This is a genomic window from Oscillospiraceae bacterium MB24-C1 (genome assembly GCA_030913685.1).
Classification (GTDB): domain Bacteria; phylum Bacillota; class Clostridia; order Oscillospirales; family Ruminococcaceae; genus Yanshouia.
On the sequence record CP133187.1, the window covers coordinates 489,853 to 503,932 of the forward strand.

Annotated in this window: 8 protein-coding genes; all 8 read right to left on the minus strand. The window is 50.6% G+C overall.

Annotated elements, in window-relative coordinates; all coding sequences use genetic code 11:
• Window positions 1-22: 22 nt before the first annotated feature.
• Window positions 23-988: a tRNA (adenosine(37)-N6)-dimethylallyltransferase MiaA gene (gene miaA / locus RBH76_02465; GenBank protein WMJ84303.1), complete on the minus strand. Its 966-nt coding sequence runs from the start codon at window positions 986-988 to the stop codon at window positions 23-25.
• Entirely contained in the window at window positions 972-3,053 is a 2,082-nt protein-coding gene (gene mutL / locus RBH76_02470) for a DNA mismatch repair endonuclease MutL (GenBank protein WMJ84304.1), read from the minus strand. Before mutL ends, miaA begins: the two co-directional genes overlap by 17 nt.
• A gap of 31 nt (window positions 3,054-3,084) precedes the next feature.
• The gene (gene mutS / locus RBH76_02475) at window positions 3,085-5,694 is read right to left on the minus strand and encodes a DNA mismatch repair protein MutS (GenBank protein WMJ84305.1); all 2,610 of its coding nucleotides are present in this window, start codon (window positions 5,692-5,694) and stop codon (window positions 3,085-3,087) included.
• A 145-nt stretch (window positions 5,695-5,839) separates the two neighbouring features.
• Complete coding sequence (locus tag RBH76_02480; GenBank protein ID WMJ84306.1) at window positions 5,840-6,250, minus strand: YlbF family regulator; 411 nt, start codon at window positions 6,248-6,250, stop codon at window positions 5,840-5,842.
• A gap of 98 nt (window positions 6,251-6,348) precedes the next feature.
• Complete coding sequence (miaB, locus tag RBH76_02485; GenBank protein WMJ84307.1) at window positions 6,349-7,758, minus strand: tRNA (N6-isopentenyl adenosine(37)-C2)-methylthiotransferase MiaB; 1,410 nt, start codon at window positions 7,756-7,758, stop codon at window positions 6,349-6,351.
• Between the two features lie 204 nt (window positions 7,759-7,962).
• Window positions 7,963-10,782: an excinuclease ABC subunit UvrA gene (gene uvrA, locus RBH76_02490; protein WMJ84308.1), complete on the minus strand. Its 2,820-nt coding sequence runs from the start codon at window positions 10,780-10,782 to the stop codon at window positions 7,963-7,965.
• Window positions 10,783-10,814: 32 nt separating this feature from the next.
• Entirely contained in the window at window positions 10,815-12,041 is a 1,227-nt protein-coding gene (locus tag RBH76_02495; protein ID WMJ84309.1) for a hypothetical protein, read from the minus strand.
• Window positions 12,038-14,017 (minus strand): excinuclease ABC subunit UvrB, encoded by a 1,980-nt coding sequence (uvrB, locus tag RBH76_02500; GenBank protein ID WMJ84310.1) that lies wholly within the window; start codon window positions 14,015-14,017, stop codon window positions 12,038-12,040. The genes RBH76_02495 and uvrB overlap by 4 nt, the downstream gene beginning before the upstream one ends.
• Window positions 14,018-14,080: the final 63 nt, after the last annotated feature.

Sequence of the window (14,080 nt, forward strand, 5' to 3'; positions counted from 1 at the left end):
CACCATCATCCCTTCTTTAAAATTATCGGCGAGAAGGTCCATCTAAAACGATGCGACAGGCATGGTCTAGCAACGCCTGATAACTGTCAAATTCATCGTGATTCAGCCAAGATATCTGTGTGTTGCGTTTAAACCATGTCAACTGACGCTTAGCATAGCGCCGGGTCTCGCGCTTGAGGTCTTCCGTGCATTGCTCCAGTGTTTTTTCACCGCTTAGATAACCTAAAAACTCTTTGCAGCCGATCGCCTGCGCCGCCGTTTTGGGGCTGTGCGCTTTATAAAACGCCTGCACCTCTTCGATGAGACCTTGTTCGAGCATCGTATCTACACGGCCGTTGATACGCTCATAAAGCTGCGCACGGTCGGAAAAATTTAAACCCAACATAATGGGGGCATAATCCGAAGGCTTTTCGCGCGAATTTTTTTGCTGTTCGCTCATCGTTTTGCCGGTGGCACGGTAGAGCTCTATCGCCCGCAGCACCCGTCCTAGATTATTTGGATGCAGGCCCGCGGCATATTGCGGGTCAATTTGTGTGAGCATGGCGTGCATCGCTTCGTTGCCGAGCTGTGCCGCCTGATCGTAAAGTTGTGCACGAATCTCGGGTGTGCCCGGTTCTTTCGCAAACCGAATGCCCCCCAAAAGGGCGTCGACGTAAAGTCCTGTTCCGCCAACCAGCACCGGCAACTTGCCACGCGATGTAATATCCGTAATGGATGCTTGGGCATCCTCGACATATCGGGCAACGCTATAGCCCTGTTCAGGTGGCAAAAAGTCGATCAGGTGGTGCGGCACGCCCCGCATTTCCGCCAAGGTCGGCTTGGCGGTGGCAATCGCCATCCCCTGATAAATTTGCATCGAATCAGCAGAGACAACCTCACCATTAAATTTTAACGCAATATCGACACCTAGCTTGGTCTTGCCAGAAGCCGTCGGGCCCACCACCGCGACTATAGGAATTTTATTTAATACGTTATCCAATTCTGCCAAAGAGCTTTTCCACCTCACGTTGTGTATAAGTTACCAGAACCGGTCTGCCGTGCGGGCAGTGACGAATTTGTTCTTTGCCCAACACCATGTCAGCAATAAGCGACATTTCAGGCAACGAAGATCGTTTGCCTGCCATGACGGCAGCCCGACAAGAAACTGAATATAACAGTTCGTCAAGCATTTGTGGTGTTACGCTGTTTTTCTTTATGAGCAGTGCCTTGGCCACCTCACCAAGCAGCCCAGAAACCGAAAAGCCATCTAAAAGCATCGGTATCTCGCGCACTAGCAATGTGCCCTCGCCAAAATCCTCAGCCACAATCCCCAGCGTCTTCAGCGCTTCGGGATGCTCTGTGAGTGCAAAATATTCATCACGCGGCAGCGTTATCGCCTGTGGTGTTAAAAAAATCTGGCGGTCGGTCGATTCTTCAAGATGCTTAATACCGTTGTAAATATACCGCTCATGCGCGGCGTGCTTGTCAATCATAATAAACTGCCCGGCTTGCTCCACCAGAATATAGGTGTCAAACAACTCACCGATGATGCGATAAGGCTGCGGCTGTGCCGCTAAATCTGTCTCGGGCTCCGGACAATAGTCGGTCTCGGGTTGTGGCGATTGGTCTGCAAGCACTTTTGCGGTAGTTGGTACAGCTTTAGGCGAAATATCGTTGTTGTCACGCGTCGCTGTATATTGCTGCGGAATCGGCGGAACAACGGTATTCACCGTAATATTCATCTTCTCTGGCTCGGTTTTTTCAATATCAATCAATGTGTTTTTTACAGAAGCCGAAACAGGTGGATATTCCACTTTCCGTTTCAGGCTCAACGAATCAAGCTGGGTATCGTCATGTAACTCTAAAATGTTGGTGGCTTCAGAAACGTGAGCAACAGGCGGTGTATACACCCCAGAAATCACCTTCGTCTTCGGCGCGACGCTGTCGGCCCTCGGGGTAAAAGCGGGTACCAGACTATCCGCCGCGCGGCTGATTTGATGCAACGAAACCTGCCGCCCAGTATAATCAAAGTCTGATAGCGAAAAAGGTGTTATTTTTTTCTTTTTAAAGTCGGCGGGTCCATGCTCATGTTGTGACAGCGCGTCAATACAGGCGGAATAAACCGCATTGTAAACCAATCTTTCGTTGGAGAAACGCACCTCCAACTTTGCCGGGTGAACATTGACATCAACCGTATCAAAATCAACCTCAAGGTTCAGTACACAGGCGGGAAATCGCCCGGCCATCAATCGGTTTTTATAGGCCTCTTCCACTGCGCCAGCGCAAGTTTTAGAACGAACATAACGTGAATTAATAAAAAAAGTTTGCAAAGAACGGGTGCTCCGAGAAACATTCGGCCGGGAAATCAACCCTGTAATCAACACGCCTTCGCTTTTAAGCGATACCGGGATCATACCCGCGGCAACTTCAGCGCCGCAGACAACGCGTAGAACCGACAGAAGCTTGCCGTCACCGGGCGTTTTCAGAACCCGTTTTCCATCTCGAATCAACTCAAGCGCCACCGCCGGGTTAGCCAGCGCCAGCCTGTCCATCAAAGAAGCTACCGCATTTCCTTCGGTTGCGTCTTTTTTTAAAAATTTCATGCGGGCCGGGGTGTTATAGAACACGTCACGCACTTCAATGCTGGTGCCCACCGCGCAGCCAATCTCTTCAAGCACAGGTGACTCATTGGCTGTGATGGAATAGCAGCAGCCAATCGGGTTGTCCGCTGTACGGGTAATAACCTTTACATGGCTAACCGCTGCTATTGAGGGCAACGCCTCGCCACGAAAACCCAGCGTGCCAATCGAATCGAGATCCCTTTCAGAGGAAATTTTACTGGTAGCATGGCGAATAAATGCGAGTGGTACATCCTCGCGTGTCATTCCGCTGCCGTTATCGGTCACACGCAAATACGTGATTCCGCCGTTTTTCAGTTCAACCGATATGCGGGTCGCACCGGCATCAAGCGCGTTCTCAACCAATTCCTTAATAATGGATGCGGGCCGGTCTACAACCTCTCCCGCAGCTATCAGCTCGGCAACTGTAGCAGGCAGCACATTAATCTTCCCCACGGCAAACACCTCTTTTCCTCAAAATTATCATTTAAAGCATGGCTTTGAATTCGTATAGTTTGTTTAACGCTTCAAGCGGTGTCAGAGTGTTCAAGTCCAGTTTACGTAAAGCGGTCTCTAATGCGGAGACCTGCGGTAGGACAAGTTGGGGAGATTCTTCATTTGTTAAGCTATTAAGCTTTACACTCTTTTGGTTTTCTGATACCGGCCTGTCCGCTTCAAGATCAGCCAGAATTTCGTGCGCACGCTTGATAATCCACTCGGGAATGCCCGCCAGCTTGGAAACTTCGATGCCATAGCTATCGTCCACTGCCCCAGGGACAATGCGGCGCAAAAATGTAATGTCGTCTCCCCGCTTTTTGACAGCCGTATTGTAATTTTTAACACAAGGCAGACACTGTTCAAGCTCAGTGAGTTCATGATAATGGGTAGCAAACAACGTCTTTGCCCCCAACTTTTTACGGTCGGCAATAAACTCCAACATCGCGCGGGCAATACTCATACCATCAAAAGTAGATGTGCCACGCCCGACCTCATCCAATATTAGCAGACTATTTTGGGTTGCACTTTGTAAAATCTGCGCCACTTCGTTCATCTCCACCATGAAGGTCGACTGCCCGGTAGAAAGATCGTCAGAGGCGCCAACACGGGTGTAAATGCCATCCACCACGCCGATGGAGGCCGACTTGGCCGGAACAAAGCATCCGATTTGCGCCAACAGCACAATGATGGCCACCTGGCGGATATAGGTGGATTTTCCCGCCATATTGGGGCCAGTGATGATGGCGATGCGGTTGTCGTTTAAATCCAGCTGGCAATCGTTTGCCACAAACCGCTGAGAGGCACCCAAAATCTGCTCCACCACCGGGTGTCTTCCATCCTCTATCATAATCACTCCGTCTGTCGTAATTTGCGGACGGCAGTAATTGTTTTCAGAAGCTAATGTCGCAAATCCAGTAAAAACATCCAGTTGTGCAATCGCGTCAGCGGTTTTTTGAATCCGTTGAGTCTGCGACGCAATTTGGAGACGCAGTTCTTCATAGAGCCGCAGCTCCAGCACAATCAGCTGGTCACGGGCGGTAAGAATCTTGTCTTCAATTTCCTTTAACTGCTGAGTGATATAGCGCTCGCAGTTGGCCAGCGTCTGTTTACGGATATATTCTGGCGGCGCCATTGATTTATATGAATTGGTGATCTCTATGTAATAGCCAAACACCTTGTTATAGCCTATTTTAAGATTTTTGATGCCGGTACGCTCACGCTCATCTGATTCTATCTTGGCCAGAAACTCCTTGGTATGCGTCAACAGCCCGCGTATCTCATCGAGTTCGGGGTTGAATCCTTCCCGCAAAAACCAGCCGTCTTTGGTAGAGACAGGCGGTTCGTCGGCGATGGCATTTGTAATCAACGCTTCAATATCCTGCATGGGGTCAATAGCCGACACAATCTGGCGCAGATAGCGCGATTGGCAATTACCAAGAAGCGCTATCACCTTAGGTAACTGCCGCAACGCCGCTGCAAAGCTGCACAGCTCTCTGGGGTTTGTTGCCCCGCACACAATACGGGTGAGCAGGCGTTCCATATCGTAAATACCGCCGAGCTGTTCCGTTAAATCCAACCGCAGCATGGTATCATCCTTTATTTCTGAGACAACGTTTAAACGCTTTTCAATCATGACGGGATGACAAAGTGGCTGCTCAAGATAACGGCGCAGAAGACGCTTACCCATCGCAGTTTTGGTTTTATCAATTACCCAAAGCAAACTGCCACGTTTTTCGCCGCTGCGCATGGTTTGGGTCAGTTCCAAATTTCTTCGCGCGGTGGCATCCAGCACCATATAGCGCGTTTCATTATAACGCTCCAGCGCAATCAAACGCTCTACGCCCGTCTTTTGGGTGTCATGCAGATAATGCAACAATCCACCTAAGGCGCAGGCGGTCTCAGGCTCCGCGGCCGCACCATCCGGCGCGCAAGCCCCCGCGCTAAACTGAGCTGTGATCAGCTCCTTGGGCGTTTCACCCACGTAGGCCTCCTGTGAGATCACATCGGCACAGCAACGCAGGCGGTCTTTTAAAAACACCCCCATCTCTGAAAAATTTAAAAACCTGTCATTAAAAACAACTTCACTAGGCGAAAATCTCGCCAGTTCATTCTTTAACCCTGTTAAATCTCCCGAGGGCAGGTGCGTAACAAACACCTGCCCTGTGGAAATATCGGCGAACGCCAGACCAAATGCATCTTCACCTGCGTACACCGATGCAATATAGTTGTTAGCCCCCTCATCGAGCATGTTCGCTTCGATCAGGGTTCCGGGGGTGACAACACGAATCACCTCGCGTTTAACAACGCCTTTGGCTTCTTTGGGGTCTTCAACCTGTTCGCAAATCGCAACCTTATACCCCTTTTTGATCAGCCTGGCAATATACGCTTCACAACTGTGATAAGGTACGCCGCACATCGGCGCGCGCTCCGTCTGCCCGCAGTCTCTGCCGGTTAGCACCAGCTCAAGCTCGCGGGAAGCAATCTGGGCATCCTCAAAAAACATCTCATAAAAGTCGCCCAGTCTAAAAAACAGAATATGATCCTTATGCTGCTCTTTAATCTCAAAGTACTGTCGCATCATTGGAGAAAGCGGTGCCATGTCCTTCACCCCGAATTCAAGAGAATTAAGACCGTCTGCATCATGCAACAGTCAACAGCGTGTCCGCCAGACACACAAAAAAGATAATAACAAACTAGCGGGCGGCAAAAACAGCCCACATTAAATCTATTGGTACGGCAGTGACTTAGTGGCAGCCGCCGCAGGAACCACAGGAGCCTGAGCAGCTAGCCTGCTGTTCAATTGAGTCAGGGTCTTGGCCGTTGGCGCTGCCGGTGATAATCTGAGAAATAAAGTTCAAGGTACTCTCCAGCTGTGCCTTAGCGGAATTGTAAGCCATCATGGCCGGGTCCTCGGTAACACTCTGGTAGAGGGTGCGCAGCTTGGAATCGAGTTCGGTGATCAGGTCTTCGTTCTTCTCGCCCTCGCTCTTCATAACCTCTTGATTAAGCTGGAGGCGAAGCTCGGAAAACTCGTTGATTTTGCTCTGCAGTTCGGCGGATTTCTCGGTTGCCGCACTGGCCTCGTTCATCTTTTTATAAAGTTCATCCTGCTGAATCGCTTTGCCCAGTTCGCGCGCCATTGTAATAATATCCATGTGTTTAACTCCTTCATCATAAATCATATTTATACCATTATACCATGAGCGCCAAGGCGCGCAGTGGGATAATTTCCCTTAAAAGTCGGCTAAAATTATCATACAATTGTCCCAACCATGGCCCAGTTCATCGCCTCTGTGATTTCAATATCCACAAAGCTACCGATTAGGCTGTGGTCGCCCTTTGTCTCCACGATGACGTTACCTTCAGTGCGTCCTGCGATAAAGCCTTCCCCGCTTTTGCCCACAGAATCAATCAACACCCGCAGCGTTTTACCGACCATCGCATGGTTTTGTTCGCTACAAATATCCTGTTGAACCTTTAACAGTTCTCGGAACCACTCGGATTTTTCTTTTTCTGAGACAATATCTGGCATTTTTGCAGCGCTGGTTCCACTTCTGCGGGAATAAATAAAGGTAAAGAGCGCATTGTAACCCACCTCTTTGACAAGGTTGAGCGTGTCCAAAAACTCCTCTCGTGTTTCACCTGGGAAGCCAACGATGATATCGCTTGAAAAGGTGATACCCGGAATACGCTGCTTGGCGTAGGTGATCAGCTCTCGGTAATGCGCAATATCATAATGGCGGTTCATCGCCTTTAGCACCCGATCGTTGCCACTTTGCACCGGCAGATGAATATGACGGCAGATATGCGCGCTTTCGGCAATAGCATCAATCAGCGCAAAGGTGCAATCCTTGGGGTGCGAGGTCATAAAACGAAGGCGATATTCCCCGGGGATTTTATCCAACCGCTTTAAAAGCGCTGTAAAATCGTAGGGTGGATTTAAACCCTTGCCATAAGAATTGACATTCTGCCCGAGCAGCGTAATTTCTTTAAATCCCTGAGCCAAAATCTCTTTAGCCTCGGTTTCTACCATCTCTGGCACACGCGAAACCTCTCGCCCGCGCACATGCGGTACTATGCAGTAGGAACAGAAATTGTCACATCCCTGCATGATGGGCAGCCAAGCTTTGATGCCTTCTTCGCGCACGATCGGAACGCCCTCCACTACAGTTTTTGCAGATTCATGGTCAAATACCCGTTTGTTTTTAGAAAGGCGGTCGGCAATCATACTGGGCAATCGATGCAGCGCACCAGTGCCAAACACGATATCAACATAGGGGAAGCTGTTCTTGATTTTGTCGGCCACCGACTGTTGCTGCATCATACAACCGCAGAGCGCAATCATCATGTCAGGGCGGGCTCGTTTAATGTTCTTTAAAGCGCCAACATTGCCGAACACGCGATCTTCGGCTGTTTCTCGCACCGCACAAGTGTTAAACAGCACAAAATCGGCATTGTCGGCGTTATCGGTAAAACCAAAGCCCATTTTAACCAACAACCCTTTGATGTGTTCGGTGTCTGAAACGTTTTGCTGACATCCAAAACTGTGTACAAATGCCAGCGGAGGGTGATCAAAACGCGCCTGTATAAGCTGCGCTGAACGCGCGAGCATAAAATCTTCAAACTGCTCGTCTGGCAGCTCTAAGCTGAGAGAATCTCTCACGGTATTAACTCCTTTTCGGTGTCAAATATAACTAAAACAGTATAGCATAAAATATTTTTCTGTACAACACTCGACAGCGCAAATCGACATGGGGCTTCAGCGTGCATTGCCCCGTATCCCATCACAAACACGAAGATAATACCGCAACAAATTTATTATAAAACGGCATAAAAAGCGACAAAATATGCGATCAAGACACCTATGTTAAAGCATCTTTTTTAGATAACGCCCAGTGTAGGATGCCTCACAGGCCGCGATTTCTTCAGGCGTGCCACAGGCCACCAACTCGCCGCCGCGGTCGCCCCCCTCGGGGCCGAGGTCAACGATATAATCAGCGACCTTGATAACGTCAAGATTATGCTCGATGACTACCACCGAGTTTCCAGCGGTCACCAGCGTCTGTAAAACCTCAACAAGCTTGCGAACGTCGTCGGTATGCAGCCCCGTCGTTGGCTCATCCAGCACGTAAATTGTCCGTCCAGTCGGCCGCTTTGAAAGCTCGGTTGCCAACTTGACACGCTGCGCCTCACCACCCGAAAGCGTGGTGGCGGGCTGCCCAAGTTTGACATAGCCTAACCCCACGTCATAAAGCGTCTGTATGCGCCGACGTATCTTAGGGATGTTCTCGAAGAAGCCCAATGCTTCCTCAACGGTCATCTCCAGAATATCGTAAATGCTCTTGCCCTTATACTTAATCTCTAGCGTCTCGCGGTTGTAGCGCTTGCCTTTGCACACCTCGCAGGGAACGTAGATATCGGGCAAAAAGTGCATTTCTATTTTGATGATACCGTCGCCCTGACACGCCTCGCAGCGCCCACCTTTAACATTAAACGAAAACCGCCCACCGGTATAGCCGCGTAGGTTTGCTTCATTGGTCGAAGCATACAGCTCGCGGATATCGGTAAACACACCGGTGTAGGTTGCGGGGTTGGAACGCGGTGTGCGCCCAATCGGCGACTGGTCGATGGCGATGACCTTATCAAGCGCCTCTATCCCCAGAATTTCTTCATGCTTGCCGGGCTTGATGCGCGCGCCGTTTAACTCACCTGCGAGTTTTTTATAGAGAATCTCGTTGATCAGCGAGCTTTTTCCCGAACCCGAAACGCCGGTCACCGCCGTAAGTGTACCCAACGGGATGGTCACATTAATATTTTTCAGGTTATTGTGATTTGCCCCCTTGATGACAAGCTGTAAGCCATTGCCCTGCCGCCGTGTCTCGGGGAGTGCTATTTTCTCGCGTCCGCTCAAATAATTGCCCGTGACGGACGATTTGCATTTCATCAGGCCCTTGAGATTGCCAGCGTAAACCACGCTGCCACCGTGAACGCCAGCCCCCGGGCCGATATCGACAATGAAATCTGCCGCGCGAATTGTATCCTCGTCGTGTTCGACCACGATGACGGTGTTGCCCAGATCGCGCAGTCGCTGCAACGTGGCGATCAGCTTATCATTGTCGCGTTGGTGCAGGCCGATGGAGGGCTCGTCCAGAATATACAGGACCCCCATGAGGTAGGAGCCAATCTGGGTAGCAAGGCGTATGCGCTGGCTTTCTCCGCCCGAAAGTGTACCCGCCGCACGGGAAAGGGTCAGATATTCTAGACCCACGCTCTTTAAGAACCCTAAGCGCTCACGGATTTCTTTTAGAATCTGGGTAGCAATCATTTGTTCGCGTTCGGTCAACACAAGACCATCCAAAAACTCCAGCGCCTTGGCCACCGACAGGGCCGAAAATTGACTGATGTTGACGCCACCCACCATCACCGCCAGTGATACGGGCTTTAAGCGTTCTCCGTGGCAATCCGGGCAGAGCACCGAGCTCATCCAGCTCGCAATCTCTTCTTTCATCCACTGGCTGGAGGTTTCACGAAAACGCCGCTCGAGGTTGTTGACGACACCCTCGAAGTCGGTATGATATGCCCCGCGCATGCTACCTGTCTCGCGCCGCACCGTGATTTTCTCACCATTGTTGCCGAAAAGCAGGATATCCTGCGCAGACTTCGGTAGCTTTTTAAATGGTACGTCTAATGAAAAGCCGTAATGCTCGGCCAGCCCCTCATAGTACATTTGGGCGATGCCGCCCTCGGCGTAGTACCAGCCGCTGGCTTTGATGGCACCCTCGCGAACCGAAAGATTTTTATTTGGCAGCACAAGGTCGGGATCAACCTTCATAAAGGTTCCCAGGCCGGTGCATTTCTCACAGGCGCCAAACGGACTGTTAAACGAGAACATACGCGGTGCAAGGTCGTCGATAGAAATATCATGTTCGGGGCAGGAGTAGCTCTGAGAAAACAACAGTTCCTCCCCATCTACTACGTCGATAAGCACCAAACTGCCGGTTAAGGATAGTGCCGTTTCAATCGAGCCCGCCAGACGTGAACGAATGGCAGGAGACACCACCAGACGGTCGATGACTACCTCTATCGTATGCTTTTTGTTCTTTTCCAGCGTGATATTCTCGGATAGATCATGCATATGTCCGTCGACCCGAACACGCACATAGCCCGAACGGCGCGCCGAATCCAGCTCCTGCTGATGGGTGCCCTTGCGCCCGCGGATGACCGGCGCCATCACCTGAATCTTAGTCTTTTCGGGCAGCGTGAGTATGCGGTCGACCATTTGATCCACCGTCTGCTGAGAAATTTCACGTCCGCAAATCGGGCAGTGCGGAATGCCGATCCTGGCGTAAAGCAAGCGCAGATAGTCGTAAATTTCGGTGACGGTACCCACCGTGGAGCGCGGGTTGTTGGAGGTTGACTTCTGGTCGATTGAAATAGCGGGAGAAAGCCCCTCAATACTGTCGACGTTAGGCTTTTCCATTTGGCCCAAAAACTGACGCGCGTAGGAACTGAGACTTTCAACATAGCGGCGCTGACCGTCCGCGTAGAGCGTATCGAACGCCAGCGAACTTTTGCCCGAGCCTGACAGCCCGGTAAACACCACGAGCTGATCGCGAGGAATAGTGAGGTCTATATTTTTCAGATTATGCTCTCTGGCACCCTTTATAATAATTTGATCCTTTGACAAGTGATGTTCCTCCGTGGACTTCATTTTTATTGTTATAAAAATCGATGGCTGACAAACCGGAAACCACCATCGTCAGCGCGTTTTAATATAATTTCCCGTCGGGGCGCTTCGTCAACCAGTCGGTTTTCCGGTATGACAGTGTCCCCCTGGCCCCAGAAAAAATATCCGCCTTCTCCGGCGTAGATATACGCCGCCTCGACACGGTAGCCGTCCGCCGTCTCCTCATAATCGAGCACGATTGGCAACACATCGTAACCGCCGCCCATATGCGGCGGGGTGATGACGCCTTCCAGTTCAAAATATCGCCATTTGGAATAGTGGTCACCATCCAGCTGTAATTCATAATCGTCCCCACACAACAGCTTGGCAGTCTGCCGGACATGATCGACGATCCAAAACATATCTTCGTACATGCCTGACTTGGCCGTCACCGAATCGGCAATGCGCGCCAGCTCCTTGCGGTAGCGCTCCGGCTGGCCTTCATATGGGCGGCTCCAGTAATAGGCTGTTGCCTGGATACAGCTGTAGAAAAGGTCGCTTGGATCCAGTTCAGCGGGGGATGTGGCATCTTTTTCGATTTTTCCAAGGACTGATAAAAATTCGGCTATTTCCTCCGCAGTTGCGTCAATGGGCTTAATCAATTCAGACATCGTATCTGAAATGTACGGTAGCCGAGGCTGAATTCCCTCATAAGGTATGCCCGCGCAGATAGCGGCAAACTCGGCGGGGTCGCCCGGAGCAAACGCCAGCGGCGCAGGCTCGAAGGTTTCCCCGAAAGCACCGATCTCACCGTCGAGCTGGAATTGCACATCCCAAATCGACACAACATTCTGCCGGAGTGTCATAACCAACGTGGTCAGCAGTATCTCAATCTCTGTTTTGTTAAAACGTTCGATAAATGTTTCATTTAAATCAACAATAACAAAGCTTTTTTGTTGTGTTATGCTCAAAATTGGAAGCGGCTCCGCGACATTAAGTTCTTCGGTGATATGGCTGATAACAGCCACCAGGTTTTCTTCATCCGAATAGTCTGTCTCCTTGGCTTCGTAAATCCGCCCCTCGCTAAAATATCGGTAAATGGTAATGGTATGCGGCACCTTCAATTCGGCGAACGGCGATATGATAACCGAAACCTGACTTTCCGACTCAGAAGGCATTGACGCTTCCGACTCTGAGATGCCAGATATCTGTTTGTCAGAACAACCGAATAACAGCGCCATCGGCAAAAGAAAGGCCATTATTCTCTGTAAAGCCTTCACGCTTTACCCTCCTTCAGCTGCTTGATTTTATCGCGCAGATAGGCCGCGTGTTCGAACTCCAACAGCTTGGCCGCGTTTTTCATCTCGTTGGTCAGGCGGATAATCAGCCCCTGCCTGTCCTTTTCGGACATACGCTTTCTGGGTTTGGTCTCCCCTTCCACCGTTTCACGGCTAGAGATTTCGAGGATATCACGGATATCCTTCTTGATGGTGACAGGCGTGATATTGTGCTCGGTGTTGTATTGCTCCTGAAGTTTGCGGCGGCGTACCGTTTCGGTTATGGCGCGTTCCATTGATGGTGTGACCGAATCGGCATACATGATAACTCGTCCCTCAGAGTTTCGGGCGGCGCGGCCGATGGTCTGGATCAGTGATGTCTCAGAACGCAAGAAGCCCTCCTTATCGGCATCCAGAATCGCCACAAGCGACACCTCGGGAATATCCAGTCCCTCGCGCAAAAGGTTGATGCCCACCAACACGTCAAATTCGCCCGAGCGCAGATCTCGGATGATCTCCATGCGCTCCATCGTATCAATGTCGTGGTGCATATAGCGGATCTTTACCCCGGCGTTTTCCAGATACGCGGTGAGATCCTCGGCCATTTTTTTGGTGAGCGTCGTCACCAGCACGCGCTCCTTCTTTTCAGCGCGGATGTTAATCTCTGAAAGCAGGTCGTCGATCTGCCCCTCGACCGGACGTACGTCGATCAGAGGATCGAGCAGGCCGGTTGGGCGGATAAGCTGCTCCACTGGCGCGCCGCTCTTCTCCATTTCAAATGCGCCAGGCGTTGCGCTGACGAAAATAACCTGATTGATGTTTTCATACATCTCTTCAAACGAAAGCGGGCGGTTATCCAGCGCCGACGGCAGGCGGAAGCCAAAATCGATTAGGTTACCTTTACGGGCGCGGTCACCGGCCAACATACCCCTGGCTTGTGGTAACGTAACGTGCGATTCGTCGATGATGAACAGAAAGTCGTCTGGGAAATAATCAAATAACGTAAATGGTTTACTGCCCGGCTCACGCCCCGCAATCACGCGAGAATAGTTCTCAATACCCTTGCAAAAGCCGATCTCACTGAGCATTTCAAGATCGTAATTTGTGCGTTCGGAGATTCGCTGCGCCTCTATCAATTTATTATTCTGCTGAAAAAAGCGGACACGTTCGTCGCATTCGTGGCGTATTTCATCAAGCGCCACCATCATCTTGTCTCGCGGGACAATATAGTGCGACGCAGGGTAAATAGCGACGTGATTTATAAAGTTTTTTATCTCGCCGGTCACGACGTTAATCTCGCTGATGCGGTCAATTTCGTCACCAAAAAACTCAACTCTAACAGCGGTGTCGGTGTAATAAGACGGAAACACCTCGACCGAATCGCCCCGCACACGGAATTTATTGCGCACAAAATTGACATCATTGCGCTCATATTGCAATTCGACCAGTTTGGCTAAAAGCGCGTCGCGGTCCTTCACCATACCCTTGCGAAGTGAAATGACCATGTTGTGGTAGTCTATCGGGTCGCCGAGGGTATAAATGCAGGAGATTGATGCCACAATGATCACGTCGTTGCGCTCTCCCAATGATGCGGTGGCCGAGTGGCGCAGCCGTTCAATCTCGTCATTGATGGCGGAATCCTTTTCGATATAGGTGTCGGTGGAGGCGATGTATGCCTCCGGCTGGTAGTAATCATAATAGCTGACAAAATATTCGACAGCGTTATTTGGAAAAAATTCGCGAAACTCCGAACAGAGCTGCGCTGCCAGCGTTTTATTGTGCGCCAGTATGAGCGTGGGTTTATTCACCTGCGCAATGACATTGGCAACGGTAAAAGTCTTGCCCGAGCCTGTAACGCCAAGTAGGGTCTGCTCCCGCCTACCAGCATTAAGGCCGTCGACAAGCTGCGCAATCGCCTGGGGCTGGTCACCCGTAGGCTTAAAAGGAGACACCAGTTCAAATTTTCGTTGCTCTGTCATTGCTCTATTCCTCTAAGCTTTCTTTTTATAGCCGCTTTGTGGTTAATAACCACAAGCACAGAT